The 26,898-nt window shown below is 72.7% G+C and carries 25 protein-coding genes and 1 riboswitch; of the genes, 12 read left to right on the top strand and 13 right to left on the bottom strand.

Translation table 11 applies throughout. From position 1 onward, the window contains the following. The first annotated feature begins 123 nt into the window (after nucleotides 1-123). On the top strand, nucleotides 124-1,050 hold the full coding sequence (locus tag ACOTKD_RS16575) for an FG-GAP repeat domain-containing protein (RefSeq protein WP_424889708.1): 927 nt from the start codon (nucleotides 124-126) through the stop codon (nucleotides 1,048-1,050). Nucleotides 1,051-1,108: 58 nt separating this feature from the next. Here ACOTKD_RS16575 and ACOTKD_RS16570 read toward each other — a convergent pair whose 3' ends face one another. Further along, the gene (locus ACOTKD_RS16570; RefSeq protein ID WP_030367208.1) at nucleotides 1,109-1,684 is read right to left on the bottom strand and encodes a TerD family protein; all 576 of its coding nucleotides are present in this window, start codon (nucleotides 1,682-1,684) and stop codon (nucleotides 1,109-1,111) included. A 267-nt stretch (nucleotides 1,685-1,951) separates the two neighbouring features. On the opposite strand from ACOTKD_RS16570, the gene arfB reads away from it, so the two are divergent. Continuing rightward, nucleotides 1,952-2,380, top strand: coding sequence for an alternative ribosome rescue aminoacyl-tRNA hydrolase ArfB (arfB, locus tag ACOTKD_RS16565; RefSeq protein WP_424889707.1), 429 nt, complete (start codon nucleotides 1,952-1,954; stop codon nucleotides 2,378-2,380). 60 nt (nucleotides 2,381-2,440) lie between these two features. Here the strand turns inward: arfB and ACOTKD_RS16560 are convergent, their stop codons facing one another. Continuing rightward, the gene (locus ACOTKD_RS16560) at nucleotides 2,441-2,992 is read right to left on the bottom strand and encodes a flavin reductase family protein (RefSeq protein ID WP_424889706.1); all 552 of its coding nucleotides are present in this window, start codon (nucleotides 2,990-2,992) and stop codon (nucleotides 2,441-2,443) included. Between the two features lie 340 nt (nucleotides 2,993-3,332). Here ACOTKD_RS16560 and cdgB point away from each other — a divergent pair, with 340 nt between their 5' ends. Together cdgB and ACOTKD_RS16550 are read left to right on the top strand one after the other, a co-directional pair. Continuing rightward, nucleotides 3,333-5,093, top strand: a complete 1,761-nt coding sequence (gene cdgB / locus ACOTKD_RS16555; RefSeq protein WP_424889705.1) for a diguanylate cyclase CdgB — start codon at nucleotides 3,333-3,335, stop codon at nucleotides 5,091-5,093. Nucleotides 5,094-5,234: 141 nt separating this feature from the next. Further along, nucleotides 5,235-6,173, top strand: a complete 939-nt coding sequence (locus ACOTKD_RS16550; protein WP_424889704.1) for a carbohydrate-binding protein — start codon at nucleotides 5,235-5,237, stop codon at nucleotides 6,171-6,173. Nucleotides 6,174-6,176: 3 nt separating this feature from the next. On the opposite strand, the gene ACOTKD_RS16545 is transcribed toward ACOTKD_RS16550, so the two are convergent. The 5 genes from ACOTKD_RS16545 to ACOTKD_RS16525 all read right to left on the bottom strand — a co-directional run bounded on the left by ACOTKD_RS16545 (nucleotide 6,177) and on the right by ACOTKD_RS16525 (nucleotide 11,818). After that, entirely contained in the window at nucleotides 6,177-7,028 is an 852-nt protein-coding gene (locus ACOTKD_RS16545; protein ID WP_424889703.1) for a class II fructose-bisphosphate aldolase, read from the bottom strand. 134 nt (nucleotides 7,029-7,162) lie between these two features. Then, entirely contained in the window at nucleotides 7,163-8,095 is a 933-nt protein-coding gene (locus tag ACOTKD_RS16540) for a 1-phosphofructokinase family hexose kinase (protein ID WP_424889702.1), read from the bottom strand. A gap of 140 nt (nucleotides 8,096-8,235) precedes the next feature. Beyond that, nucleotides 8,236-9,429: an N-acetylglucosamine-6-phosphate deacetylase gene (gene nagA, locus ACOTKD_RS16535; RefSeq protein WP_424889701.1), complete on the bottom strand. Its 1,194-nt coding sequence runs from the start codon at nucleotides 9,427-9,429 to the stop codon at nucleotides 8,236-8,238. Next, on the bottom strand, nucleotides 9,429-10,376 hold the full coding sequence (locus ACOTKD_RS16530; RefSeq protein WP_424889700.1) for an ROK family protein: 948 nt from the start codon (nucleotides 10,374-10,376) through the stop codon (nucleotides 9,429-9,431). Before ACOTKD_RS16530 ends, nagA begins: the two co-directional genes overlap by 1 nt. A 521-nt stretch (nucleotides 10,377-10,897) precedes the next feature. Continuing rightward, complete coding sequence (locus ACOTKD_RS16525; protein ID WP_424889699.1) at nucleotides 10,898-11,818, bottom strand: SIS domain-containing protein; 921 nt, start codon at nucleotides 11,816-11,818, stop codon at nucleotides 10,898-10,900. 171 nt (nucleotides 11,819-11,989) lie between these two features. On the opposite strand from ACOTKD_RS16525, the gene ACOTKD_RS16520 reads away from it, so the two are divergent. From ACOTKD_RS16520 to otsB, 3 genes are all read left to right on the top strand, one after another. After that, nucleotides 11,990-13,273: an ABC transporter substrate-binding protein gene (locus ACOTKD_RS16520; RefSeq protein WP_424889698.1), complete on the top strand. Its 1,284-nt coding sequence runs from the start codon at nucleotides 11,990-11,992 to the stop codon at nucleotides 13,271-13,273. 10 nt (nucleotides 13,274-13,283) lie between these two features. Next, entirely contained in the window at nucleotides 13,284-13,586 is a 303-nt protein-coding gene (locus tag ACOTKD_RS16515; protein ID WP_424889697.1) for a DUF3263 domain-containing protein, read from the top strand. An 82-nt stretch (nucleotides 13,587-13,668) separates the two neighbouring features. Next, complete coding sequence (gene otsB / locus ACOTKD_RS16510; RefSeq protein WP_424889696.1) at nucleotides 13,669-14,514, top strand: trehalose-phosphatase; 846 nt, start codon at nucleotides 13,669-13,671, stop codon at nucleotides 14,512-14,514. Nucleotides 14,515-14,596: 82 nt separating this feature from the next. Here otsB and ACOTKD_RS16505 read toward each other — a convergent pair whose 3' ends face one another. The 3 genes from ACOTKD_RS16505 to ACOTKD_RS16495 form a co-directional block, all read right to left on the bottom strand. Next, on the bottom strand, nucleotides 14,597-15,412 hold the full coding sequence (locus tag ACOTKD_RS16505) for a hypothetical protein (protein ID WP_424889695.1): 816 nt from the start codon (nucleotides 15,410-15,412) through the stop codon (nucleotides 14,597-14,599). A 149-nt stretch (nucleotides 15,413-15,561) separates the two neighbouring features. Further along, on the bottom strand, nucleotides 15,562-17,043 hold the full coding sequence (locus tag ACOTKD_RS16500) for an alpha,alpha-trehalose-phosphate synthase (UDP-forming) (protein WP_424889694.1): 1,482 nt from the start codon (nucleotides 17,041-17,043) through the stop codon (nucleotides 15,562-15,564). A gap of 41 nt (nucleotides 17,044-17,084) precedes the next feature. After that, nucleotides 17,085-18,059, bottom strand: a complete 975-nt coding sequence (locus ACOTKD_RS16495; protein WP_424889693.1) for a glucosyl-3-phosphoglycerate synthase — start codon at nucleotides 18,057-18,059, stop codon at nucleotides 17,085-17,087. Between the two features lie 160 nt (nucleotides 18,060-18,219). Beyond that, a riboswitch (SAM riboswitch) is annotated at nucleotides 18,220-18,371 on the top strand. On the opposite strand from ACOTKD_RS16495, the gene thrC reads away from it, so the two are divergent. From thrC to groL, 4 genes are all read left to right on the top strand, one after another. Beyond that, nucleotides 18,365-19,681 carry a threonine synthase gene (gene thrC / locus ACOTKD_RS16490; RefSeq protein ID WP_424889692.1) on the top strand — a complete coding sequence of 439 codons (1,317 nt, stop codon included), beginning with the start codon at nucleotides 18,365-18,367 and terminating at the stop codon, nucleotides 19,679-19,681. It overlaps the preceding riboswitch by 7 nt. Nucleotides 19,682-19,730: 49 nt before the next feature. Beyond that, nucleotides 19,731-20,006, top strand: a complete 276-nt coding sequence (locus ACOTKD_RS16485) for a MoaD/ThiS family protein (RefSeq protein WP_424889691.1) — start codon at nucleotides 19,731-19,733, stop codon at nucleotides 20,004-20,006. 423 nt (nucleotides 20,007-20,429) lie between these two features. Further along, on the top strand, nucleotides 20,430-20,636 hold the full coding sequence (locus ACOTKD_RS16480) for a cold-shock protein (RefSeq protein ID WP_030367227.1): 207 nt from the start codon (nucleotides 20,430-20,432) through the stop codon (nucleotides 20,634-20,636). Nucleotides 20,637-21,048: 412 nt separating this feature from the next. After that, nucleotides 21,049-22,671 carry a chaperonin GroEL gene (gene groL, locus ACOTKD_RS16475; RefSeq protein WP_424889690.1) on the top strand — a complete coding sequence of 541 codons (1,623 nt, stop codon included), beginning with the start codon at nucleotides 21,049-21,051 and terminating at the stop codon, nucleotides 22,669-22,671. A gap of 121 nt (nucleotides 22,672-22,792) precedes the next feature. Here groL and ACOTKD_RS16470 read toward each other — a convergent pair whose 3' ends face one another. Genes ACOTKD_RS16470 through ACOTKD_RS16460 form a run of 3 tightly spaced genes read right to left on the bottom strand, consistent with a single transcriptional unit; the run spans nucleotide 22,793 to nucleotide 26,302 of the window. Then, nucleotides 22,793-24,223 carry a PTS transporter subunit EIIC gene (locus ACOTKD_RS16470; protein ID WP_424889688.1) on the bottom strand — a complete coding sequence of 477 codons (1,431 nt, stop codon included), beginning with the start codon at nucleotides 24,221-24,223 and terminating at the stop codon, nucleotides 22,793-22,795. A 7-nt stretch (nucleotides 24,224-24,230) separates the two neighbouring features. Further along, on the bottom strand, nucleotides 24,231-25,376 hold the full coding sequence (gene murQ / locus ACOTKD_RS16465) for an N-acetylmuramic acid 6-phosphate etherase (protein ID WP_424889687.1): 1,146 nt from the start codon (nucleotides 25,374-25,376) through the stop codon (nucleotides 24,231-24,233). Nucleotides 25,377-25,420: 44 nt separating this feature from the next. After that, the gene (locus ACOTKD_RS16460; RefSeq protein ID WP_424889847.1) at nucleotides 25,421-26,302 is read right to left on the bottom strand and encodes a MurR/RpiR family transcriptional regulator; all 882 of its coding nucleotides are present in this window, start codon (nucleotides 26,300-26,302) and stop codon (nucleotides 25,421-25,423) included. Between the two features lie 219 nt (nucleotides 26,303-26,521). Between ACOTKD_RS16460 and ACOTKD_RS16455 the strand changes: the two genes are divergently transcribed. After that, nucleotides 26,522-26,890 carry a hypothetical protein gene (locus tag ACOTKD_RS16455; protein ID WP_424889686.1) on the top strand — a complete coding sequence of 123 codons (369 nt, stop codon included), beginning with the start codon at nucleotides 26,522-26,524 and terminating at the stop codon, nucleotides 26,888-26,890. The last annotated feature ends 8 nt before the right edge of the window (nucleotides 26,891-26,898 follow it).

The following is a 26,898-nucleotide window of genomic DNA, read 5'->3' as shown; positions in this document are numbered from 1 at the left end:
CGGAGCGGCCGGAGCGACCGGAGCTCAGCCGGAGCGGCTTCAGCGAGCCGGAGCCCTGGCCATCCGGTCCCGTACGCGCCATCCTCGGCAGGCACCGTGGCTCTTCACCCAGGAGGTTCGTTCATGGAAACGAGTCCGTTCCGAAGACTCGGCGCTCTGGTGGCGGCGGGGCTGACCGCGCTGGCCCTCGCCGTCGCCACCACGAGCACGCCTGCCGGCGCGGTAGGGAACACCACCGATGTGTTGTGGCACAACACGACCAGCGGTGAAGTGGGGACCTGGCTCCTCGACAGCAACCGCAATGTCATCGCCAATCCGTCCCTGTCCTGGCGGTGCGGACCGGAGTGCAACCGGGATTGGAAGCTTTCCGGGACCGGGGACTTCAACGGCGACGGCAAGACCGACCTGCTGTGGCACAACACCACTACTGGTGAGGTTGGTACGTGGTTGCTGGACGGCAACCGTAATGTCATCGCGAATCCGCCGTTGTCGTGGCGGTGTGGTCCCGAGTGCAACCGGGATTGGAAGCTTTCCGGGACCGGGGACTTCAATGGCGATGGCAAGACCGACCTGCTGTGGCACAACACCACTACTGGTGAGGTTGGTACGTGGTTGCTGGACGGCAACCGTAATGTCATCGCGAATCCGCCCCTGTCCTGGCGGTGTGGCCCGGAGTGCAACCGGGATTGGAAGCTTTCCGGGACCGGGGATTTCAACGGTGACGGTAAGACGGATCTGCTGTGGCACAACACGACCACTGGTGAAGTCGGTACGTGGCTGCTCGACGGCCGGTTGAACGTGACCGCGAATCCGCCGCTGTCGTGGCGGTGTGGCCCGGAGTGCAACCGGGATTGGAAGCTTTCCGGGACCGGGGATTTCAACGGTGACGGTAAGACGGATCTGCTGTGGCACAACACGACCACTGGTGAAGTCGGTACGTGGCTGCTCGACGGCCGGTTGAACGTGACCGCGAATCCGCCGTTGTCCTGGCGCTGTGGTCCCGAGTGCAACCGTGACTGGAAGCTCTCCGGCACCGGCCGCTTCGGCTGAGCCGAGCCGGCAGGGGCCGCCCCGCACCGCGGGGCGGCCCCTCGTCCTGCTACTGCCGTCAGACGTTGACGCCGAAGTCCTGGGCGATGCCCTGCAGGCCCGAGGCATAGCCCTGGCCGACCGCGCGGAACTTCCAGTCCGCGCCGTTGCGGTAGAGCTCGCCGAAGACCATGGCGGTCTCGGTGGCGGCGTCCTCGCTCAGGTCGTAGCGGGCGAGCTCGGCGCCGCCGGCCTGGTTGACGATGCGGATGTAGGCGTTGCGGACCTGGCCGAAGTTCTGGCTGCGGGCCACCGCGTCGTAGATGGAGACCGGGAAGACGATCTTGTCGACGTCGGCCGGGAGGGCGGCGAGGTTGACGTTGATCGACTCGTCGTCGCCCTCGCCCTGGCCGGTGGTGTTGTCGCCGGTGTGGACGATGGACTGGTCCGGCGTCGACTTGTTGTTGAAGAAGACGAAGTGGGCGTCGGAGTAGACCCGGCCGCCGGCGTTCACGGCGATCGCGCTCGCGTCGAGGTCGAAGTCCGTGCCGGTGGTGGTGCGGACGTCCCAGCCGAGGCCGACCGTGACGGCCGTCAGGCCCGGGGCCTCCTTGGTGAGGGAGACGTTGCCGCCCTTGGACAGGCTTACAGCCATGGGAATTGTCCCTTTCTGGTCAGGTCTGCATCGGTTCTGCAGCGGCACCCCGGCACGCGGGTCACCGTCACCCTTGATAACGCCGTCCGAGGGCCCCTGGGTTCCATCCGGCTTTACCTTCTTTGCACGACCCTGACGCACGGCTCCGGCAGACGGCTCCGGCAGACGGCCTCCGGCGGACGGCCCCGACGCGCGTCCCCAACGCCTGCCCCGGCCCGTGGCGCAAAACGGCGTGACGTGTCCCCGTCGACGCGGGATCATGGGGGCATGTCCGGCCCCTACGTCATCCGCGGTTCGGTCTCCCTGCCGGAGGCCGAGCTCCAGTGGCGTTTCTCGCGTTCCTCCGGCCCCGGCGGCCAGCACGTCAACACCAGCGACAGCCAGGTCGAGCTGCGGTTCGACCTCGCGCGCACGGAAGCGCTGCCGGAAGTGTGGAAGGAGCGCGCCCTGGCGAAGCTCGCGGGCCGGCTCGTCGGCGGCGTCGTGACCGTACGGGCCTCCGAGCACCGCTCGCAGTGGCGCAATCGCGAGACCGCCGCCGTGCGCCTCGCGTCGCTGCTCGCCGAGGCGACGGCGCCGCCGCCGAAGCCGCGCCGCGCCACGAAGATCCCGCGCGGCATCAACGAGCGGCGGCTGCGGCAGAAGAAGCAGCGCGCCGAGACCAAGCGCGGGCGCACCGGCAAGGATTGGGCGTAGGGCGCCCGCCCGGCGCCGCTCGCCAGGGGCCGCCCGCTCTCACCCGCTCCTCGCGCCGGATCACCCCAGCTGCCGGTACTTCCCCTTGAAGTACATCAGCGGCCCGCTCTCCGTGCTCGGCGCCGTTGCCGTCAGCACCCTCCCGATCACCAGCGTGTGATCGCCGGCCGGCACCCGCTGCTCCGTCCGGCACTCCAGCGCCGACAGCGCGCCCCGCACGACGGGCGCCCCGGTGGCCGTCCCCGGCGCGTGGGGGATGTCCTCGAAGAGGAGCCGGTCGCTGATCCTTCCCTTCATCGCGAAGCGCCCGGCGACGTGCCGCTGGCTTTCGGAGAGGACGGACACCGCCCACAGCGGCTGCCGCTCCAGAAGGTCGTCCATACGGGAATCGTTGCGAACGCTCACCATGACGAGCGGGGGGTCGAGCGATACCGAGAGGAAAGCGGTCGCCGTCATTCCGACGTCCTCGCCGCGCGGACCGTGCTCCGGGTCGTGCGCGGTCACCAGCACCACGCCGGCGGCGAGGCGGGCGAGGGCGGCACGGAACTCATCGGCGCTCACCCCTTCAGGATGGGGTATGGCGGTCTCGTAGGGCTGAGTCGTCTGCAACACGCTGTGCACGCTAGCCCGCCCACGGCACCCCCGCATCGGGCTGCAGGACCAGTCGGGTCCTAGGTCGAAAGGGTGCCGGAACCCTTCCGGAAGTTGTTCGTATGGGTTCGGGAAGGCGTCCGGATGAGTGTCCGTACGGTTCCGGATTTGCGTTCACGAAGCATAAGAGCTTCTTGTGCCGCCAGTAGCGGGACCTCATCACGCATTGTGACATGAGTCACAGAGGGCCGTAATTGTTGACCCTGTGTACCGAGTGGTCAGCTCGCTGTGATTCAGTGGCCGTGGTAAACGGACGACAAGAAGCCTGGAGTTGCTGTCGAGGTCTCGGGGGAGAGCGAAGATGGAGACCGAGTCGGAGCCGTATGTCCGCCTGGCCACGTTGCGCGGGCTGCATCAGGTGGTGGCCGATCTGAACACGGCGCGAAGTCTCGCGGACACCTTGCAGACCGTCGCGGACGGCATCGTCACCGGGCTCGGGTACGAGCTCTCGGCCGTCAATCTCGTACGGCCCGACGGTGACCTCGTCGTGGCCGCCGTCGCCGGCAGCGCCGGCGCCGAAGCGCTGATGGCCGGGCGGGTCGGCTCGCGCGTCTCGTGGGAGCGCCGGCTCGCCATGGCCGACCAGTGGGGCTCGCTGCGCTTCATCCCGTACACGGAGGGCTGGGTCCTCGACAACGACGACGTGCCCCAGTGGCACACCGCCGGCCCCGCCCCCCGCTTCCCGGACGAATGGCACCCCATGGACCGCCTCTTCGCGCCCATGTACACCGCGGGGGCGGCGGGCGGCGAGCTCCTCGGCGTCATATCCGTCGACAAGCCGCGCAACGGCCGCCGGCCCGGTGCCTGGGGCCGCGAGGCCCTGCAGATGTACGCCTTCCAGGCCGCCATCGCGATCAGCAACGCCCGCCTGCGGGCCAACATGCAGCGCGCCCTCGTCCGCCTGGAACGCGAGCAGCAGGCCCTGCGCGCCAGTGAGGAAAGCTTCCGCCAGGCCTTCGAGTACGCGCCCAGCGGCATGGCCATCGCCGAGATGGGCGGCGATCAGCACGGCCGCCTGCACCGCACCAACGACGCCCTGTGCCGCCTCCTCGGCCGCTCCGCGTCCCAGATGCGCCGCTATTCGTTCTCCGACCTCGTCCACCCCGAGGACATCGGCACCCTCCTGCGCACCTCCGCCGAGGGCGGCCGGGCCGAGCTGCGGCTCGCGCGCCGCGACGGCACGTACGTGTGGGTCTCGCTGCGCAATTCGGTGGTGGCCGACGCGGCCGACGGACCGCGCTTCCTGCTCACCCACGTCGAGGACATCGAGGAGCGCAAGCGGCACGAGCTGCAGCTGGCCCACCGCGCCAGCCACGACTCGCTCACCGGCCTGCCCAACAGCGCCGAGCTCCGCGCCCGGCTCAGCAGCCGGCTGTGCGGCCGGGCCCCGGGCAGCGAGCCGCACGCGGCCGCCGTGGCGGCCCCCTACGGCTGTCTCGACGGCTTCGCGGAGGTCGAGGGCGTCGAGGGCCCGGCGGGCCCCGCCGCGTACGGGCAGGAGGGCTCCTACGTCCACGGCTTCGGCTCCGAGGGCGGCCCGGACCACGCGCCGGACTGCGGGCCCGACTACGCCCCGGACGAGTTCGGCTGCGGCACGCACGACGGCGCCTACCCCGGGCATGTGCACGCCATAGCGCCGGCCGAGGACGAGCCCGACGACGGGACCAAAGGCCTGGCCGTCCTCTTCTGCGACCTCGACGGCTTCAAGGCCATCAACGACCGCTTCGGCCACCACACCGGCGACGCCGTCCTCATAGAGGTCGCCCGCCGCCTCAGCAACGGCGTCCGCGAGGGCGACACCGTCGCCCGCCTCGGCGGCGACGAGTTCGTGGTCCTGGCCGACGGCCTCGCCCAGGCGGACGCGGAGGACCTCGCCGTCCGGCTGCGCAGCGCGATCCTTCCGCCGATCAGGGTTGACGGGCGGGCGGTCCGGGTAGGCGCGAGTTTCGGCATCGGCTGGGCGGGCTGCGGAATGTCCGCCGACGAGGTGCTGCACTCCGCCGACCAGCGGATGTACGTCGAAAAGCGGTCGCGCGCCAAGGCAGGACGGCGGGCGGGCTGAGGTCAGGCCGGGGCAGCCCACCGCGAGGTGTCGCCGCGTCGCGGTAGTCTTCGCCGAAACGCGGCACCGCCGCCTACCGTGAAATCGAACGCAAAGATTTGGCCAGTGGGCGATGGGCCCATGGGTTGGGAGTGACAGGGGATGACGGCCGGTAATAACGGCACGGGTACGCCGGAGAGCGAAGACCCGTTCGCGCACCTGTACCGCTCGGAGGGCGGCGGGTCCAACGACAGCGCACCGGCCGCGCCGCAGCCGGGTGTTCCCCGCACTTCGTACAACCAGGTACGGACGGTCGGTTCGCGCCAGTACGGCCCGCGCCAGCCGCAGCCCCCGCACGCCCAGCAGCCCGCGCCGCACTACGCCGCCCCGGAGACCCTGCCCGGCGGCGTCCCCCGCCAGCCGGCGGCCCCGGGCCACGGCGGCGGCCACGGCGGCTCCCGCCCGAAGCGGACCGGCCTGCTGGTCGCGGCGATAGCCGTGGTCGCGGTGGTGGCGGGCGGCATCACCGTGGCGATGCTGACCAACAGCGGCACGTCGGACGACGGCGGCACCAACCAGGCGGCCGGCGGGGGCGAGCAGAAGGACCCGCAGGGCGGCGAGGACAAGAAGCCGTCCAAGGACCCCGAGAAGAAGAAGGAACCCAGCAATCCGTCTGCAGCCGGGAAGCTCAAGCGGGACGCGTCGAGCCTGCGGCTGGTCGGCAGCGCCACCACGTCGCACGACGTGCAGGGCGCCAAGGCCGAGAACGGCGCGTACGTAGGCATCAACCAGGTGGGTTCCGGCATCGAGTGGGAGGTGGAGGTCCCCTCCGGCGGCGACTACCGGCTGTACGCCACCTATGGAGTTCCGGGTACGGACAACGATCTCTCGGTCACCACCAACGGCGACAAGTCCGGCTTCCCGATAAAGATGAAGAACTACGGGAACGCCAAGCCGGGTGAGTGGGTGAACTTCTGGGTGAACTCCTGGACGCAGGTCACCCTCAAGCCCGGCAAGAACACCATCAAGATGTCCTGCGAACCCGGCAACAAGTGCGACGTGCACATCGACCAGGTCTGGCTGCAGGCCGGCGGCGCCTGATCGTCATCCGGAATCTCCTCCGGACACCGTCCGGAGAAAACCCGCCACCGTTTCCGTCATGGCGGCCCGCGCAGGGTTCAGGTACTTGCGCGGGTCCGTGGTGGAGGGATGGGCCTCCAGAAAGGCCCGCACCGCGCCCGTGAACGCCTTGTTCAGGGCCGTGCCCACGTTGATTTTCGTCATTCCCGCCGCGACCGCGCGGCGGAGTTCCGCGTCCGGGACGCCTGACGAGCCGTGGAGGACCAGGGGGACGGGGACCGCCTCGTGGAGTTCCCTGATCAGGGCGTGGTCCAGGGTCGCCGTACGGTCCGTCATCGCATGCGTGCTGCCCACGGCCACCGCCAGGGCGTCGACGCGCGTGTCCGCCACGTAGGCCGCGGCCTCGGCCGGGTCCGTCCGTACGCCCGGCGTGTGCGCGTCGCCCGCTTTGCCGCCGACGCGGCCCAGTTCCGCCTCCACCCACACATCGCGTTCGTGACCCCAACGGACCGCTTCCGCCGTCGCTTTGACGTTGTCTCCGTAAGGGAGTTTCGAGGCGTCGAACATGACGGAGGTGAAGCCGTGGGTGTGGGCCCGGCGCAGGAGCGCCTCGTCCTCCACGTGGTCCAGGTGGAGGGAAAGGCGCGCCGAAGAGGCGGTCGCGACGGCCGCTGCCGCCGCCGCGATGGGGCCCAGGCGTCCGCCGTGGAATTTCACCGCGTTTTCCGAGATCTGCAGGACGGCGGGGAGGTTCGCCGATTCCGCGCCCGCGGCGATGGCTTCCGCGTGTTCGACCGTGATGACGTTGAAGGCGCAGACGGCCGCGCCTTCGGCCCGGGCTTCCGTGATGAGGTCGGCGGTGCGTACGAGGGGCATGTGCCTTGCCTTTCCGCTCGGTGGTCCCACGGCTTACGGGCGGTCAGGAACCGCCGGGCCGCGCGTAGGCCATGGGGGCTTGTCGCCGCTGCGGCGGGCACGAGGGCGCGCGGCGCCCTCCGCCGGGGGCGTCCTCACGCCGCTGTCACCTTCACCCGCGGCAGCACGTCCTCGTACGTCTCGGCGTCGAACTCGCCTGCCGTGGGGGCCCTCACCGTGGCGGCGGCCAGGGCCACCGCCCGGGTCAGGCGGTCCGGCCAGGGCAGGCCGTCCAGCCAGGCCGACAGGAGGCCGGCCGCGGCCGAGTCGCCCGCGCCCGTGGGGTTGCCGGTGAGGCGGCGGGGCGGGGTCGCGCGCCAGGTGCCGTCGGGGGTGACGGCGAGGACGCCTTCCGGGCCGAGGGTCGCGGCGATGGCGTGGGCGCCGCGGCGCCGGGCGTCGAGGGCCGCGCGGAGGGGCTCCGTGGAGCCGGTGAGCGCGGCGAGTTCGGCGGTGTTGGGGGTGACCAGGTCGGGGCGGGCGGCGATGCCGCGGCGCAGCGGTTCGCCGCTGGTGTCGAGCAGGACGGGGACGCGGGCGGCGCGCGCCTGCCGTACGAGATGGGCGTACGCCCCCACCGGCACGCCCGGTGGGAGGCTGCCGCACAGGGCGACGGCGCGGGCCTCGCGCAGGAGGCGCGCGTAGGTGTCCGTGAAGGCGGCCCACTCCTCGGCGGTGACGTCGGGGCCGGCCTCGTTGAGCTGGGTGGTCTCGCCGGTGGAGGCGTCCACGACGGCGACGGTGCGGCGGGTGGTGCCGATGATGGGGACGAGGCGGTCGGTGATGCGCCCGCCGTCGCGGGGGGCGGTCTCCGCTAGGAGCCGGCGCAGGGTCTCGCCCGTCGTGCCGCCGGCGAAGCCCGTGACCACGGTGGTGTGGCCGAGGGCGGCCAGGACGCGGGCCACGTTGACGCCCTTGCCGCCGGCCCGTTCGGCGGCGGTCGTGACGTGGTGCGACGCGTGCGGCTGCAGCCGCGGAACGCGATAGGTCAGATCGAGCGCTGCGTTGAGCGTGACCGTGAGGATCACCGGCGTTTCCCTCCCTTGACCGAAGAACCGTGACCGTCGACCGCGAGCGATCATGCCAAAACAGCGGCGGCAGGCCCAGACCTCGGGACTGCCGCCGCTGTTCCGGCCGGCGTGCGACCGTGCGTCAAGAGCGGGAGGAATCAGCTCACTTCGGGCCGGACCACCCAGTCGCCCTTGCGCATGACGCCCACCAGGTCGTACGAGGCGTCGAGAACGACCAGATCCGCGTCCTTGCCGGGCTCCAGGGAGCCGGCCCGGTCGGCCACGCCCAGCAGCCGCGCGGGGGTGGCGGAGAGGGCGCGTACGGCGTCGCCCACCGGCAGTCCGTCGATCGTCACCGCGCGCTTGAAGGCCGTGTCCAGCGTGAGCGTCGAGCCCGCGATCGAACCCGCCGTCGGGCCGTCGGCGATGCGGGCCACGCCGTCCTTGACCTCGACGCTCATCGGGCCGAGCGGGTACATGCCGTCGCTCATGCCGGCGGCGCCCATGGCGTCGGTGATGAACGCGACGCGGTCCGCGCCGGCCCGGGCGAAGGCCAGCTCCAGGACGGCGGGGTGCAGGTGCGTGCCGTCGTTGATCAGCTCGACGGTGACCCGCTCGTCCTCCAGGAGGGCCGCGATCGGGCCGGGCGCGCGGTGCATCAGCGACGGCATCGCGTTGAAGAGGTGCGTGGCGACCGTCGCGCCCGCCTCGATCGCGTCCAGGGTCGCCTCGTACGAGGAGTCCGTGTGGCCCACGGCCGCGACCACGCCGTGGTCGGCGAGCAGGCGGACCGACTCCAGGCCGCCCGCCAGCTCCGGGGCCAGCGTCATCATGCGGGCCGCGCCGCGGGCCGCGTCGACCAGCTTGCGGACGTCCGCCGGGTGCGGGTCGCGCAGCAGCTCCGGCTGGTGGGCGCCGCAGCGGTGCGGGGAGATGAACGGGCCCTCGAAGTGGATGCCCGCCAGGTCGCCCTGCTCGGTCAGCTCGGAGAGGACGGCCGCCTGCCGGGCGAGGTCGTCCAGGTCGCCGGTGACGGTGGAGGCGACCATGGTCGTGGTGCCGTGCGCGCGGTGCGTGCGGATGGCGGTGAGGGCCTCTTCGGGGTCGCCCGCCGAGAAGGACGCGCCACCGCCGCCGTGGACGTGCATGTCCACGAAGCCGGGGATGATCCAGTAGCCCTTGCCGGAGAAGTCGACGGTGGCAGCCCGCTCGCCGCTCCCGTTCGTGTGCGTGTCTGCGCGCGTGCTCGCGTTCGCGGCGATCCGCCGGCCCTCGACCGTCACCCGCCCGTCCTCGACCACGCCGGTCGGCAGCACCACGCGGGCGCCGGCGAGAACCGTTCGTTCGACCATCAGGCGGAAACCTCCGTGAGGTGGGTGGTGAGCAGGTCCCAGGCGAGCAGGCCCGCGCCCAGGCAGCCGGCGGCGTCCCCGAGGGCGGCCGGGATGATGCGGGGGAGCTGCTGGAACGTCATGCGGTCCGCGACGGCCGCGCGCAGCGGCGCGAAGAGGGTCTCGCCGGCCTCGGCGAGGCCCCCGCCGACGATCAGCGTGCGGGGGTCGAGGAGGGTGTGGGCGATGACGAGGCCGTCGGCGAGGGCGTCGACGGCCTCCTGCCAGACGGCGCGGGCGCGGGGGTCTCCCGCTTCGACGGCGCGGGCGCAGTCGGCGGCGTCGGCGTCCGGGGTGCCGGACGCCTCCGCCCAGGCGCGGCTGACCGCGGCGGCCGAGGCGACCGTCTCCAGGCAGCCGCGGCCTCCGCAGCCGCACGGCTCGCCCGCCGGGCCGGGGCGTACGGCGATGTGGCCGATCTCGCCCGCGCAGCCGTGGGCGCCGGCCTCGATGCGGCCGTCGATGCCGATGGCCCCGGCGATGCCGGTGCCGAGGGCGACGAACAGGAAGCGGTCCGCGCCCTCGCCGGCGCCGAGGCGGCCCTCGGCGAGGCCGCCCGTGCGGACGTCGTGGCCGAGGGCCACGGGGGTGCCTCCGAGGCGGCGGCCGAGCAGGTCGCGCAGCGGGACGTCGCGCCAGCCGAGGTTGGCGGCGTAGACGGCGGTGCCGGCGGCGGCGTCCACGATGCCGGGCACGGCGAGGCCCGCGGCCGCCGCGGGCTCGCCGTAGGCGGCCTCGCCGGTGGCCGCGAGCTCGGCGGCGAACTCCAGGATCCCGGCCACCACGGCCTCCGGGCCCTGCTCGCGGCCCGTGGGGCGGCGGGCTTCGTGCAGCAGCTCGTGGTCCGGGCCGATCAGGGCGGCCTTGATGGCGGTGCCGCCGACGTCGAGCGCGATGACGTGTCTCACGGGGACAGTGTCGCGTGTCGGCGGTCGAAAGGTCTAGTCCACTCACCCGTGGGTGGGTGTTTCCCGGCGGTTGCCGCGGGGCGGCGGCCTGCCGGGGTCACGGGAGGCTTGGCCCGCGGCGGCGGCCCTCGGCCCTCACGGGCGTGGTCGGCGGTGCCGTGCCTCGGGTCGGGTCGGCACCGCCGGATGTCGTGTGGGGTGGTTGCGCGCCGTCGCGGCGGAGGGAAGGGGCGGGTCTCCGGAGGGGGCGGGGGTGGGCGCTCGCGCCATGGTTCCGCCGCGGCGGTGATCAACCCCCACGGGCATGGCCGGCGGTGCCGAACGGGCCTCACGTCGGTTCGGCACCGCCGGGTGCGTCCGTGGGTGGTTGCGCGCCGCCGCGGCGGAGAGGAGCGGGCCGGCCCCGGCGAGAGAGCCGGCGGGTGCGCGTGCCCGCCGTCGCGGAGACGGGCGCCGGGCGGATGGGTGCCCGCCCCATGCGTCCACCGCGGCGGAGGAGAAGGCCCGCCCGGCGGAAACGCCTAACCGTTCAAGATCACGCTCCGCGTCAGCCCCTTCGGCGTGTCCGGGTTCAGGCCCCGGGACTCCGCCACCGCCACCGCCAGGCGCTGGGCGCGGATCAGGTCCGCCATCGGGTCCAGGCGCCGGCCGTCCGACACCAGAACGCCGCCCGTGCGGGAGACGTCCGCCTCCAGGCCCGCCGGCGCGGCGCCCAGGATCCAGGCCGCGCGGCCCGGGCCCGTGATCGACACCGGGCCGTGGCGGTACTCCATGGCCGGGTACGACTCCGTCCACGCCCCCGCCGCCTCGCGCATCTTCAGCGCCGCCTCCTGCGCGAGCCCGTACGCCCAGCCGCCGCCCAGGAACGTCCACTGCTCCGCGGACAGCACCGCCCGCGGCAGCGGCTCGATCACCGCCGTCTCCGCGTCCGACGCCGCCTCCGCGACCCGCTTCACGCCCTCCGGCAGCCCGCCGGTGCGCTCCAGGCCCGCCCGCAGGAACGCCAGCGCCGTCGTCGCGAACCGCGTCTGGACGACCGACTCCTCGTCCGCCCAGGCCAGCACCGCCGCCTCGTCGGCCGCCCGCACCACCGGCGACGTCGCGTCCGCGGTCAGCGCGAGCACCTCCCAGCGCTCGCGCACCTCCTCGATCAGGCCGAGGACCTCCGTCGTCGTCCCCGACCGCGTGATCACCACCAGCCGGTCGTACGTCCGCGACACCGGGAACTCCGACGCCGGGAACGCGTCCGTCTCCCCCTGCCCCGACGCCTCCCGCAGCGCTGCGTACGCCTGCGCCATGAACCACGACGTGCCGCAGCCGGTCACGGCCACCCGTTCCCCCGGCGCCGGCAGGCCGGGCGCGCTCGCCGCGGCCTCCGCGGCCCGTCGCCAGCAGCCGGGCTGCGCAGTGATCTCCAGGGATGTGAGAGAGGGCTCGGACATGCGCTTTCTTCTCCTTACACCGGTGATCTCCGTGTGATCCCCGTGCTTAGCAGCCCTCGCCCGCCGCGGGAAGAGCGATACCGAAGCGAAACCGGAACCGGCTGGAACGTATGGTGGCCCGCGGGGGAAACTCACGGTCTCCAACACAAACCCCGAAGGTGGGAAGCAGTAGTGCAGCGGCGGCGGTTCTTGGGTCTGACGGCGGCAGGTGCCGCCACGGCGGCGTTGGCGCCCGCACTGACGGCGTGCGGCAGCGACGGCGGTTCGGGCAGCAAGACGCTGCGCGTGGTCGCGGCCGACTACGGTGACAAGGCGGCGAACAACTCCCAGAAGTACTGGGACGCCCTCGCCCGCGCCTTCGAGGCCCAGCACAAGGGCATCAAGGTCGAGGCCACCGTCCTCAGCTGGACCGAGGTCGACAAGAAGGTCGCCGACATGGTCGCGGCCGGCAAGGCCCCGGACATCGCGCAGATCGGCGCGTACGCCGACTTCGCCGCCTCCGGCAAGCTCTACAGCGCCGACCAGCTGCTGACCATCCCCACCCAGGCCGACATCATCGCCTCGATCGCCCGCGCGGGCGAGGTGGGCCGCGTGCAGTACGGCCTGCCCTTCGTCTCCAGCACCCGCATGCTCTTCTACAACAAGTCCCTCTTCCTCAAGGCCGGCATAGCCAAGGCCCCCGAGAGCTGGGACGAGCTGCAGGCCGCGGCCAAGAAGCTCCAGACCGCGGGGGTCAAGATCCCGTACGGGCTGCCGCTCGGCCCCGAGGAGGCGCCCGCCGAGACCCTGCTGTGGATGCTCAGCGGCGGCAGCGGCTACACCGACCACGACGGCACGTACACGATCAACTCCGACGACAACGTCGCCACCTTCACCTGGCTGCGCGACGAGCTCGTCGGCAAGGGCCTCACCGGCTCCGCCGACCCCTCGCGCACCAACCGCCAGGAGATCTTCGACGCCTTCTGCAAGGGCCAGGTCGGCATGCTCAACGGCCACCCGACGCTGATGAAGCAGGCCGACGCCGCGGGCATCAAGTACGGGCTGGCCCCGCTCCCGGGCAAGTCCGCCAAGGCCAAGGCGACCATGGGCGTCGCCGACTGGATCATGGCGTTCAAGGCGGGCGGCAACCGCGAGCAGGCCGGCCTCTTCCTCGACTTCGTCTACAGCACCAAGAACGTCCTGAACTTCACCAACCAGTACGACCTGCTGCCGGTGACCAGCAGCGCCTCCGACAAGATGCGCGCCGACAGCGGCAAGGCGCACCTGAAGCCGTTCCTGGAGCAGCTCGACAACGCCGTCTTCTACCCGGTCGACAAGACCTCCTGGGCGAAGGTCAGCAAGGCCCTCAAGGAGAAGATCGGCTCGGTGGTCGTCAAGGGCGGCGACCCCGCGAGCGTCCTCGGCGAGATCCAGCGCGAGGCCGACGCCACGGAGCTGGCCGGCGCCGGAAAGTAGGCTGGGCGGCGTGAGCGACGAACAGCACGGCGGGCCCTGCGGGGAAGACTCCCCGCAGGGGGATTCCGCGCCGGGGGACTCCGCCGAGCGGGGTCTCTCCGAGCTCGACCTCGCCGTGCTCGCCCTGGAACGCCGGGCCTTCTCCGGGCCCGGTGCCAAGGAGCGCGCCGTGCGCGAACGCCTGGGGATGACCCCGACCCGCTACTACCAGCTGCTGGGTGCCCTCCTGGACGACCCGCGCGCCCTCGCCCACGACCCCGTCACCGTGAACCGGCTGCGACGCATCCGCGACGCCCGGCGCGAACGCCGGTAGCGCTTACTTTCTGAGCATCGGTGCTTGGATTCCAAGCGCGGGTGCTTAGTTTCTGAGCCCGCGGCTCAGTAGGGTCGGCCCCATGGGCAGCCACTCCCTCCCCGTCCCCTCCACCCCCGCCGGCCGCGACGGGCTCGCCGCCCTCCTGGCCGGCCCGCAACGCGCGGTCGTCGCGCTCGACTTCGACGGGACGCTCGCCGAGATCGTCCCCGACCCCGAGCAGGCCCGGGCCCACCCCGGCGCCGTGCCCGCGCTGGCCCGGCTCGCCCCGCGGCTCGGGTCCGTCGCCGTGATCACCGGCCGCCCGGCCGCCGTCGCCGTCCGCCACGGCGGCTTCGCCGGGGTCGCCGGCCTGGAGCGGCTCGTGGTCCTCGGGCACTACGGCGCCGAGCGCTGGGACGCCGCGACAAACGCCGTGACCGCCGACGCCCCGCCCCCCGGCGTCGCGGCCGCCCGGACGGAGCTGCCGGGGATCCTGGCCGGCTCGGGCGCCGGCCGGGGCACCTGGATCGAGGACAAGGGCCGCGCCGTCGCCGTGCACACCCGGCGGGCCCCCCATCCGCAGGACGCCTTCGACGCCCTGCGCGAGCCGCTGCACGCGCTCGCCGACCGGCACGGGCTGATCGTCGAGCCCGGCCGGCTGGTGCTGGAGCTGCGCCCGCCGGGCGTCGACAAGGGCGCCGCCCTCACCTCGTACGTGCGCGAGAGCGGCGCGCGCTCGATCCTCTACGCGGGCGACGACCTCGGCGACCTCGCCGCCTTCGCCGCCGTGGAGAAGCTGCGCTCCGAGGGGCTGCCGGGGCTGCTGGTGTGCAGCGGCAGTTCCGAGGTCGCCGAGCTCGCCGACCGCGCCGATGTCGTGGTGGACGGGCCGGAAGGCGTCGTGGATCTCCTGACCGCCCTCGCCGACCGCCTCGCCGGCGCCTGAACCCCGGGCCCGCCCGGCCGCTGGTCCCGGCCCCGCTCAGCAGCTGCTCCCGGACCCGTTCAGCCGTTGGTCCCGGACCCGCTCAGCCGTTGTCGTCCGGGTCGGCCGCCGTCTCGCCCTTCGCCCCCTTGTCCGTGACGCCGACGGCGTCCAGCGCCGTCGTCCAGTCGCGCGCGATGGCCCGCTGGGCCTTGACCAGGTCCGTCTTGCCGCTGCAGATGGCGTTCTTGAGCTTGGTCTCGACCACGTCCTTGGGGTTGTTGGGTCCCTTGCCGTCCTGGTGGCCGGGCGAGGGCGGCTCCACCCACAGGTTGCGCGGGTCGTTGGGGTCGCCCCCGAGCTGCAGGCTGATCAGGTGGTCGTACTCGGCCTCGCGCAGCGACCCCTTGTAGCCGTACGAGGCGGCGTTGGCGGTCTTCTCGCGGCTGGTGATGTTCGTGGGCGGCCGGATGCCGGCGGTGTAGCCGCTGCGGCAGATCGTCGTCTGGAGCGTGGCCTGGGTGACCTTCGGGTTGGTGGCGCCCGGGGTGCACGCGGGATCGGGGAGGGGTTCCTTGGCCGGGCTGAAGCGGTAGTGGCAGCTGCCGGCGGCGGGCTGCTTCTGGACGGTGTAGGACGGCTGCGGCCCGGGACCGGCGGGTATCGAACCGTCGGCGGGAGCGGGGGAACCGGAGGGCGGCTTACCGGACGGCGTACCGGATGACGCGCCGGACGGGACGCCTCCGGACGGGACGCCTCCGGACGGGGTGGCTGCGGACGAGGCGCCTCCCGACGGTTTGGCGGACGCCTGCTTCTTGGCGTCGTCGCTCTTGGAGGAGTCCGAGGAGCAGCCGCCGACCGCGGCCACGACAGCGGCGCACGCCGCGGCAAGTACGGCCCAACGCGGGACATTTGACATGGATCCTGGCTACCCGGGCCCGGATGCGGGCAGCCGGGGGCGCCGAAGCACCGGCCGCTCGGACCGCGGCCGGGGGCGCACGGTCCGTGCCCCGGCGCGGAAACCGGGAGGCCGGTGCGAAAGCGGGGAGGCCGGTGGGGCCGGAAGGGCTACAGCGCCCGCAGCTGGTCCGTGAACCACCGCGCCGGCGGCAGCGCCGTCGCCGCCGAGGCCAGCCGCTTCGTGCGCTCCGCCCGCTCCCCGGGGTCCATCAGCAGCGCCAGGTGCAGCGCGCGGGCCGTGGCCTCCACGTCGTACGGATTCACCAGGATCGCCTCGTCGCCCAGCTCGGCCGCCGCGCCCGCCTCCCGCGACAGCACCAGCGCGCACCCGTGGTCGGAGACCACCGGCACCTCCTTGGCCACCAGGTTCATCCCGTCCCGGATGGGGTTCACCAGGGCCACGTCCGCGAGCCGGTACGCGGCCAGCGAGCGCGCGAAGTCATCCTTGACGTGCAGGGCGACCGGCTCCCAGCCCTCCGTGCCGAACGCGGAGTTGATCTCGCGGGCGACCCGCTCCACCTCGGCGGTGTAGTCGCGGTAGACCGGGAGGTCCTGCCGCGACGGGTAGGCGAACGCGATGTGCACGACCCTGCCGCGCCACTGCGGGTGCTCCTCCAGCAGCCGCCGGTACGCGTGGAGCCCCCGCACGATGTTCTTCGACAGCTCCGTGCGGTCCACCCGCACGATCGCCCTGCGGTCCGGGCCGATCTGCGCCCTCAGCGCCGCCATGCGCTCCTCGACGTCCGCCCGGTGCGCCCGCTCGCGCAGGAAGTCCCCGTCGGCGCCGAGGCCGTGCACGCCCAGCCGCGTCACCCGGCCCTCGAACCGCACCTCGGCCGCCCGCCCCTCGCCGTCGCGGACGACCTCCGCGCCCAGCACGTCCGCGCAGCACGCGGCGAAGGCCTCCGCCCAGCGCAGGGTCAGGAAGCCGGCCCGGTCACCGCCGAGCACGCCGCGCAGCAGCTGCCCGGACACGTCGTCCGGCAGCATCCGGAAGTAGTCCGGCGGGGCCCACGGGGTGTGCGAGAAGTGGCCGACGCGCAGGTCGGGGCGGCGCGCCCGGAGCAGGCCCGGCACGAGCGCCAGGTGGTAGTCCTGCACGAGCACCGCGGCGCCTTCCGCGGCCTCCTCGGCGACGGCGTCGGCGAAGGCCGCGTTGTACGCCTCGTAGGCCGCCCACTGCTCCCGGAACGCCTTGTCGAAGACGGGCTCCAGGGGCGTCTGGTAGAGCATGTGGTGCACGAACCACAGCACCGAATTGGCGATGTCGTTGTACGCGGCGGCGAACGTCCCGGGCGGGATGTCCAGCATCCGTACGCGGTGCCCGCCGGTGTCGCCCGGATCGAGTCTTCGGCCGGCCGTGCGGGCCGCCTCGCGATCCTCCGCGCCGAGCGCCGCGCACACCCACACCGCTGCTGCTTCTTTTGGGTCACGTCCTATCGAGCTGAGCCCGGAGACCAGCCCGCCGCCGCCCCGCCCGGCCACGAGGCTGCCGTCCGCGCCGCGCCGGTACGAGACCGGGCCGCGGTTGGAGGCGACGACGATCGGTGCGGCGGCGATCGATGCGGTGGGCACGTGCTCAGCGACCATGTGCCCAGCCTTGCCCCGGGGAGAACCGCTCAAACGTACGCTTACGCGGCGTGCCGCTTCGCGTACTCGGGTATTCCGGCCATCGGCGGCCGCTCCTCCGTGTCCACCGCGTACGTCCTCGGAACGAACCCTTCCGGGCCCCGCTCGAACTGCGTGATCGCAGGTCGCACCAGGTGCCCGCGGGCCAGCCGGAGCTGCGCGGTGCGGTAGATCGCGGCGGCCATCCGGCCGAGCGCCTGCCCGTCCTGGTGGCGGTGCTTGCGCACGCCCACGTCCACCTGGGCCAGCGCGTCCAGCCCCACCGTGTGCAGCGCATCCACCAGAAGGCCCAGTTCCACGCCGTAGCCGACGGGGAACGGCAGCCGTTCGAGCAGGGACCGGCGGGCCGCGTACTCGCCGCCCAGCGGCTGCACGAAACCGGCCAGCTGCGGCCAGTGCAGGTTCAGCAGGGGGCGGGCCACCAGCTCGGTCACCCGGCCGCCCTGGCCGGCGGTCCCGGCGGAGCCGGGCACGCCGAACTCCGCCCCCAGCGGCCGGTCGTACATCGCCTTGACGAACTGCACGCCCGGATCGGTCAGCAGCGGGCCCACGATCCCCGACACGAAGTCCGCCGAGAACTCGCGCAGGTCGGCGTCCACGAAGCAGACGACGTCGCCGGTCGTCGCCAGCAGGGAGCGCCACAGCACCTCGCCCTTGCCCGGCAGCGCGGGCAGGCCCGGCAGGATCTCGTCCCGGTGCACCACGCGCGCCCCGGCCGCCGCCGCGGCCTCGGCCGTGCGGTCCGTGGAGCCCGAGTCCACGACCACCAGCTCGTCCACCAGCGGCACCGCGTCCGACATCAGCTCGCGGCGGATCACCGCCACGATGGCGCCGACCGTCGGCTCCTCGTTCAGCGCGGGCAGAACCACGCTCACCGTGGTGCCGGAGTCCCTCTTGGCAGCCAGAAGCACGTCGAGCGGACGATCAGCAGCGGACCAGGACCGCTCGGCCAGCCAGCGCTCCACCTCTTCCAGCACGTGTACGACTCCTCGTTGTGGTGCGTTGTGACGCATCTCGCGGTGCGGACGGCCCTCTCAACGGGCCATCGCTTCCGTTACAGTCTTGAACAACGCGGACCGCCGTCCTATGTCGGGGTCGCGCGTGCCACAAACGCCTGGGCCCCGCCCAGCGCCATACCGCTCATCCAGAGGGGCAGAGGGACACGGCCCGTTGAAGCCCCGGCAACCCTCCAGCCGGTCTCCCGTCGACATCGTTCGCACGGCGAGGCTCCCGGCGGGGAAGGTGCCAAATCCGTCTCGTGGCGACGTACGCCGCGAGGAAGATGAGGAGAAAGGGCCTCGCCTCCATGGCTGTGCAGTCTGTTGAACCCTCTACCACTTCTGTGGACCTCGGACCCGCCGTGGCACTCTCCTGCCGCGAGTGCGGAGAGCGCTTCGGCCTCGGTCCCCTCTTCGCCTGCGCCCTGTGCTTCGGCCCCCTCGAAGTCGCCTACGAACTGCCCGCCGGTGGGCCCCGTCAAGCCGCTGAGTTGCGGAAGCGGATCGAGGACGGCCCCGCGAACATCTGGCGCTACGCCCCCCTGCTCCCCGTCCCCGCCGACGTCGCGGCCAAGCCGAACCTCAACCCCGGCCTCACCAAGCTCGTCAAGGCCGACAACCTCGCCCGCGAACTGGGCGTGACCGGCGGCCTGTACGTCAAGGACGACTCCGGCAACCCCACGCACTCCTTCAAGGACCGCGTGGTCGCCATCGCCGTCGAGGCCGCCCGCGCCTTCGGGTTCACGACGCTGTCGTGCTCGTCCACGGGGAACCTGGCGGGTGCGGTCGGGGCCGCGGCCGCCCGGGCCGGGTTCCAGTCGTGCGTCTTCATCCCGCACGACCTGGAGGCCGGGAAGGTCGTCATGGCCGCGGTGTACGGCGGCGACCTCGTCGGCATCGAAGGCACGTACGACGACGTCAACCGCTTCTGCAGCGAGCTGATCGGCGACCCGCTGGGGGAGGGCTGGGGCTTCGTCAACGTCAACCTCCGTCCGTACTACGGCGAGGGCTCGAAGACCCTCGCCTACGAGATCTGCGAGCAGCTGGGCTGGCGGCTGCCCGACCAGATCGTCGTGCCGATCGCCTCGGGCTCCCAGCTCACGAAGATCGACAAGGGGTTGAAGGAGCTCGTCGCGCTCGGGCTGGTCGAGGACCGCCCGTACAAGATCTTCGGCGCTCAGGCGGAAGGGTGCTCGCCGGTCTCGCGCGCCTTCAAGGACGGGCACGACGTCGTACGGCCCGTGAAGCCGGACACGATCGCGAAGTCGCTCGCCATCGGCAACCCGGCGGACGGGCCGTACGTGCTGGACATCGCGCGGCGCACGGGCGGGGCGGTGGAGGACGTCACCGACGAGCAGATCGTGGACGCGATCCGGCTGCTGGCGCGGACGGAGGGGATCTTCGCGGAGACGGCGGGCGGGGTGACGGTGGGGGTGACGAAGAAGCTCATCGAGGACGGGGTGCTCGACCCTTCGCTGACCACGGTCGTGCTCAACACGGGCGACGGGCTCAAGACGCTCGATGCCGTTGCGGCCGGGCCCACGGCGACGATCCGGCCGTCGCTGGAGGCGTTCCGCGCCGCGGGGCTGTCCGTCCGCTGACGTCAGCCGCTGATCACTTCTCGTTTCTCCACCGAAGGTGAGTAAACCTATGAGCGTCACCGTCCGTATCCCCACCATCCTCCGCACCTACACCGGCGGCAAGGCGGAAGTCCCCGCCGAGGGCGCGACCCTCTCCGAGGTCATCGCCGACCTGGAGGCCCACCACACCGGCATCGCCGCCCGCGTCCTCGACGAGAGCGGTCGGCTGCGCCGGTTCGTGAACGTCTACGTCAACGACGACGACGTCCGCTTCGAGCAGGGGCTGCAGACGCCCACCCCCGACGGCTCCGCCGTCTCCGTCATCCCTGCCGTCGCCGGCGGCTGAGGTTTCACAGGGTTCTTCCGTTATTGCCGCACCACATCCCCGGAATCGCCCCGGCCGCAGAAGCGGACGGGGCGATTCCGGCTGTTGAGCGCGATACAGTTGGGGCGATCCCCGCCCGGCGTCAGTGCCGAACGCATATGAGAACCCGTCAAGTTGTGCGCGAAGTGTGTGCACGAAATGCCGGGTTGGTTGTGTTTTTCCCGGCCCGACTTGCCCTGAAATACCCGGAGTTCAGCCGTTTCCCTCGATCGGCCATGCCCGGAATTCTCGTCCGAGTGACCTGTTGCAGACGGCATCCGTGCAGATACATTCAGCCGCGGTCGACGCGTTCCGGCGCACACCCACTGGGCTGCCAGGGGTGAGGTCTGACCCGGGTCCGCGAAGTGCGGTCCTGCGCAAGGGCCAGTAATAGGGGAGTTAGGCATGGCTCAGGGCACCGTCAAGTGGTTCAACGCGGAGAAGGGCTACGGCTTCATCGCGGTCGACGGTGGTGCGGATGTATTCGTCCACTACAGCGCGATTCAGATGGACGGCTACCGCACCCTCGAGGAGGGTCAGCGGGTCGAGTTCGAGATCTCGCAGGGCCAGAAGGGGCCGCAGGCGGACATGGTGAAGCTGCAGCAGGTCTGACGCGGCGCATCGACCACCGGCTCGCTCGGTTGGCCGCGGGGGCCCCCCCCGCGGGGGGGCGCACCCCTCGCGCGTGTGCGGGACGTGTGGGGTGGGTACGGCTGCCTGGGGTCCCCGCTCGGCGCCCCCGTGGGTGTGACCGTCGCCCCGGGGCGCCTGCGCCCCCGGCTGCCGCCGGGAGGTGCGCCCCCTGCCACGTGCGGAGGGTGTAGAGACCGAACCGCTTGCACTCGGGGTGGTCGAGTGCTAATCATTGGGCTTAGCACTCTCCGAGTGAGAGTGACAGATTTGGACCGTCGGTGAGGTCGGCGAGCCAAGCGGGGCAAGGAACCGCGGGGCGCGCAGGCCGTCCGTCGCGGGCGCCGGTGCGGTCCGGAGCAGTCTCCACCCCGTCCTGGGAGGACCACTTCACATGGCCAAGATCATCGCGTTCGACGAGGAGGCACGGCGCGGTCTCGAGCGCGGGATGAACCAGCTCGCCGACGCCGTCAAGGTCACCCTCGGCCCCAAGGGCCGCAACGTCGTCCTCGAGAAGAAGTGGGGCGCCCCCACGATCACCAACGATGGTGTGTCCATCGCCAAGGAGATCGAGCTCGAGGACCCGTACGAGAAGATCGGCGCCGAGCTGGTCAAGGAGGTCGCGAAGAAGACGGACGACGTCGCCGGTGACGGCACGACGACCGCGACCGTCCTCGCCCAGGCGCTGGTCCGCGAGGGTCTGCGCAACGTCGCCGCGGGTGCCAACCCGATGGCGCTGAAGCGCGGCATCGAGAAGGCCGTCGAGGCCGTCTCCGGCGCGCTGCTCGAGCAGGCCAAGGACGTGGAGACCAAGGAGCAGATCGCCTCCACCGCCTCCATCTCCGCCGCCGACACCCAGATCGGCGAGCTGATCGCCGAGGCCATGGACAAGGTCGGCAAGGAAGGCGTCATCACCGTCGAGGAGTCCCAGACCTTCGGTCTGGAGCTTGAGCTCACCGAGGGCATGCGCTTCGACAAGGGCTACATCTCGGCGTACTTCGCCACCGACATGGAGCGTATGGAGGCGTCCCTGGACGACCCGTACATCCTGATCGTCAACTCGAAGGTCTCCTCGGTCAAGGACCTGCTCCCGCTGCTGGAGAAGGTCATGCAGTCGGGCAAGCCGCTGCTGATCATCGCCGAGGACGTCGAGGGCGAGGCCCTGTCGACCCTGGTCGTCAACAAGATCCGCGGCACCTTCAAGTCCGTCGCCGTCAAGGCCCCGGGCTTCGGCGACCGCCGCAAGGCCATGCTGGGCGACATCGCCATCCTCACCGGTGGCACGGTCATCTCCGAGGAGGTCGGCCTCAAGCTGGAGAGCGCCGGTCTCGACCTGCTCGGCCGCGCCCGCAAGGTCGTCATCACCAAGGACGAGACGACCATCGTCGACGGTGCCGGTGACAGCGACCAGGTCCAGGGCCGCGTCAACCAGATCCGCGCCGAGATCGAGAACAGCGACTCCGACTACGACCGCGAGAAGCTGCAGGAGCGCCTGGCGAAGCTGGCCGGCGGCGTGGCCGTCATCAAGGCCGGTGCCGCGACCGAGGTCGAGCTCAAGGAGCGCAAGCACCGCATCGAGGACGCCGTTCGCAACGCGAAGGCGGCCGTCGAGGAGGGCATCGTCGCCGGTGGTGGCGTGGCCCTGCTGCAGGCCTCCCAGGTGTTCGAGAAGCTGGAGCTCGAGGGCGACGAGGCCACCGGTGCCGCCGCCGTCAAGCTGGCCCTGGAGGCCCCGCTCAAGCAGATCGCGGTCAACGCCGGTCTCGAGGGCGGCGTCGTCGTGGAGAAGGTGCGCAACCTGACCCCCGGCCACGGCCTCAACGCCGCCACGGGCGAGTACGTCGACCTGGTCGCCGAGGGCATCATCGACCCGGCCAAGGTCACCCGCTCCGCCCTGCAGAACGCCGCGTCCATCGCCGCGCTCTTCCTCACCACCGAGGCCGTCATCGCCGACAAGCCGGAGAAGGCCTCCGCGGCCGCTCCGGGCGGCATGCCGGGCGGTGACATGGACTTCTGATCCGTCGCGCACCGCGCACACGGATCGCTGTTCCAGCCGTTGAACGGCACCGAGGGCGGCACCCCTGTGGAGGGGGTGCCGCCCTCGGGCGTTCCAGGCGTCACGCGCGGTCGTTCGGGAGTCAGGAGATCCCGGCCGGCTCTTCGCTCGCCTTCGTCGCTTCGCTCACCTTGCCCATGCCGAAGAAGTACGTGATCACGAAGCCGGCCGCGTAGCCGGTCAGCAGGCCCGCGCCGTAGACGGCCACTGCCCGGACCGGCCCGTGCGTGCCCTGCAGCAAGGGGAAGAGCGCCCAGCCCGACGGGCCGATCGCCGTGGCGCCGACCCGGTCGCCCCACTGGGCCAGCAGCCCCACGACGCCCCCGCCGAACGCGCCGCCGACGCACGCCGTGACGAACGGGCGGCCCAGGGGGAGCGAGACGCCGTAGATCAGGGGTTCGCCGATGCCCAGGAGGCCGGCCGGGAGGGCGGAGCGGATCGTCCTGCGCACCGGGCCGTTGTGCGGCAGCCGCGCGTAGACCGCGAGGGCCGCGCCCACCTGGCCCGCGCCCGCCATCGCCAGGATCGGCAGGAGGACCGTGCAGCCCTGCTCCTGGATGAGCGTCGCGTGGATGGGGATGAGGGCCTGGTGCAGGCCCAGCATCACCAGGGGCAGGAACAGCCCGCCCAGGACGAAGCCCGCCGCCGCGCCGCCGTTCGCCAGCAGCCGGTCGGCGAAGCGGCCGACGGCAGTGGCGACCACGCCCGCCGCGTACATCAGCCCGTACAGCGTGACCAGGCCCGCCACCAGGACCGTCACCGCCGGGGTGACCAGGACGTCGAGGGCCTCCGGCACCCGGCGCCGGCACCAGCGTTCGACGCGCGTGGCGATCAGGGCCGCGGCCAGCGCGCCGAGGACTCCGCCCTGGCCGGGGGCGAGCCGCTCGCCGAACGCGGTCACCCGCTCCACGCCCGGGAAGACGGTGACCGCCGCGACGGCGCCGCCCAGCACGGGGGTGCCGCCGAACTCCTTGGCCGTGTTGCAGCCGACGAAGACGGCGATCAGGGACATGAAGCCCGACGCGCACGCGGCCAGGCCCGGGGCGAGCCCGGGCAGCCGGTGGAGGTTGGCGAGCAGCCCGGCCAGGCCCGCCACGATGCCGCAGCCGATCAGGGCGGGGATCAGCGGGACGAAGATCTGCGCGATCCGGCGCAGGAGCTCTTTGGCCGGGGTGGCGTTGCGGGCCTTGCGCGCGGCCCGGAGCGCCGCGCCGCGCTCGGCCAGCGCCCGCGCGGTGACCGGTCCTCCTTCCGCGTACTGCGCGAGCTCCGGCGCGACCTTGGCCACGGTGCCCGGACCGAGCACGATCTGGAAGGCCGTGCCGTCCTCGACGACGCCCAGGACCCCCGGCAGCGCCCGCAGTTCGCCGCGCCGGACGGCCGACGGATCCCGGACGGTCACCCGCAGGCGCGTCATGCAGTTCGTGACGGACGTGAGGTTCGCCGGGCCGCCGAGGAGGGGGAGGAGGAGCGCCGCGACCCCTGGCGCGTCGTCCGTCGTGTCCGGGGGCATGGTGCGGCTACCCCCGTGCCGCGCGGAGCGCGCTGCGCAGATGGCCTCCGGACTCGTCCAGGAGGCGGGCGGCCGTGCGCCCGTCGACGCCGCCCAGGACCACGAGGATCGCGTCCTTCACCTCGCCGCCGGTCTCCGCCAGGGCGGCCTCCGTCTCCCGTTCGCCGGCGCCCGTGGCCAGGGCGACGATGTGCCGGGAGCGGGCGCGCAGCTTCTCGTTGGAGGCCCGCACGTCGACCATCAGGTTCCCGTACGTCTTGCCGAGCCGGATCATGGTGATCGTCGAGAGCATGTTGAGGACGAGCTTCTGGGCGGTGCCCGCCTTCAGCCGGGTGGAGCCCGTGAGGAGTTCGGGCCCGACGACGACCTCGATGGCGTGCTCGGCGGCCCGGCCGAGCGCCGAACCGGCGTTGCAGGCCACCCCGATCGTCAGCGCCCCGGCCGCGCGGGCGTGTTCGACGGCCCCGACGGCGTACGGGGTGCGGCCGGAGGCGGAGATGCCGACGACCGTGTCGGCCGGGCCGACGCCGAGCGCGGCCAGGTCGCCCGCGGCCAGCTCCTTGCTGTCCTCGGCCCCTTCGACGGCCGTGACCAGCGCCGCGGCGCCGCCCGCGATCACGCCCGTGACCTGCGAGGGGTCGGTGTTGAAGGTCGGCGGGCACTCGCTCGCGTCCAGCACCCCGAGGCGGCCGGCGGTGCCCGCGCCCGCGTAGACGAGCCGCCCGCCGCGGGCCATCCGGGCGGCGGTCGCGTCGACGGCCGCGGCGATCTCGGGCAGTTGTGCGGCGACGGCGGCGGCGACGCCGGCGTCCTCGCCGTTCATGATCCGCGCGATGTCGAGGGTGGGCAGCCGGTCGATGTCCGCGAGCTCGGGGCGGAACGCCTCGGTGGTGAGCGTGGCGAGCTCGGCGCGGAGCGCGCTGCGCCCTTGCGGAGCGCCGGACGCCGCGGAACCGCGCGGCGCGGTGGGGCCGCCGGATGCCGTGGGCGGGCCGGACGGCGTGGAGGAGGCCGCCCGCGCGGGCGGGCCGGCCGCGACGGAACGGGCGCCGGACGGTGTGGGCGCGCCTGGGGAGGCCGGCGTGCCCGACGGTGCGGGCGTGCCCGAGGACGCGGCCGCGGCTGATGCGGATGACGAATCAGAAGAGGCCATGGGCGGACGGCCCTTTCCATGCGTGCCGGGCGTGCCGGCTTCGGTCAGCGCGGGGAGCGGGGGGCGTGGCGGTGGGCGAGCGCTTCGTACGAGGCGGACAGGGCCGGCGCAGCGGTCTCGTACGTCCGCTGGGCGACGCCGATGAACAGGCAGTCCACCACGAGCAGCTGGCTGGTGCGGCTCGACATGGCCGCGGGGCGCAGCTCGCTCTCGCGCGCGGAGGACGTGGTGAGCACGTGGTCCGCGTACTGCGCGATCTCGCCCTCCGGGCGGCCGGTGATCGCGAGCGTCGTCGCGCCGTGCTCGAAGGCGACGCGCAGCGGCTCGATGACGTCGGTGGTCCGGCCCGAATGGGTGATGGCGACCGCCACGTCGCCCGCGCGCAGCTGTACGGCGTTGGTGACGGCGAGGTGGGGGTCGGCGGGCGCGTGGGCGATCAGGCCGATGCGGAGCAGCTTCTGGACGAGGTCCTGGCCGACCAGGTGGGAGGCCCCGATGCCGTAGACGTCGATGCGCCGGGCGCCGGCGAGCGCGGCGACGGCGGCCTCCAGCTGGGCGGTGTCGAGGGCGGCGGCCGTGTCCGCCAGGCACTGGGCCTCTTCCTGGGCGAGCTTGGCGACGACGGCGGGCAGCGGGTCGTCGACGGCGATGTCGGCGGTGACGGCGGGGGCGCGGCCGGCCGCCTGTTCGGCGGCGAGGGCGGCGAGGGCGAGCCGCAGGTCACGGTAGCCGGGGTAGCCGAGGAGGCGGGCGGTGCGCACGACGGTGGCCTCGCTGGTGCCGGTGCGCTCGGCGAGGCCGGTGACCGTGAGCGCGGCGGAGCCCGCGGGGTCCCCGGCGACGGCCTCGGCGACGCGCTGCATCGAGCGGGTCATGGAGGGCGCGAGGGTGCGGACCTTGGCGGCGAGGGCGCCGGGGGCGGGCACGGTGTGACCGGTGGCGGTCTGGGTAGTGGTGGTCTGGCCGGTGGCGGTGTGGCCCGTGGCGGTGTGGCCCGTGGCGTTGTGCGCGGCGGCGGGGGCCTCGGCCGGCGCGGGGACCGGCCGCTCGCCCCCGACGGGCCCGGTAGTTTCTTTCAATTTGCTGCTCACCTTTTGAAAGGTATTTTCAGGGTGGTGAACCGTCAACCGCCCCGGTCCGGGACAATGGACCGTATGGAGCTCGAACAAGCGCTGCACACGGCGCGTGCCCTGATCCTCGCCGACCTCGTCGCGGGTGACGTGGCGGAGGCCGACGTCGTCTCCCTCGTCGAGGACGCGGTGGTGCAGCGCCGGTGGTGGGTCGAGCAGTGGCCCGAGGGCGCCGGGTTCGTGATCGGGCTCATAGCCCAGGACGTCCAGGACGCCCTGCTGGAGCGGCACGGCCGCTGGCCGCTGTGCCCGGTCTGCAGCCAGGACGGTGACCTGCACGCCCTGGAGGTCGAGCCGGAGCTGGGTCCCGACCCGCACTGGGCGTGCACCAAGCAGACGGTCCTGGTCGCCCCGGTCGGTTCGCTGTCCGACGCGCTGCGGTGAGGCGCCGC

Source organism: Streptomyces sp. XH2 (genome assembly GCF_049725035.1).
In the GTDB taxonomy this organism is placed as follows: domain Bacteria; phylum Actinomycetota; class Actinomycetes; order Streptomycetales; family Streptomycetaceae; genus Streptomyces; species Streptomyces roseoverticillatus.
The sequence above is the reverse complement of the archived record's forward strand: the minus strand, read 5'-3'. Positions and strand labels throughout refer to the sequence as shown.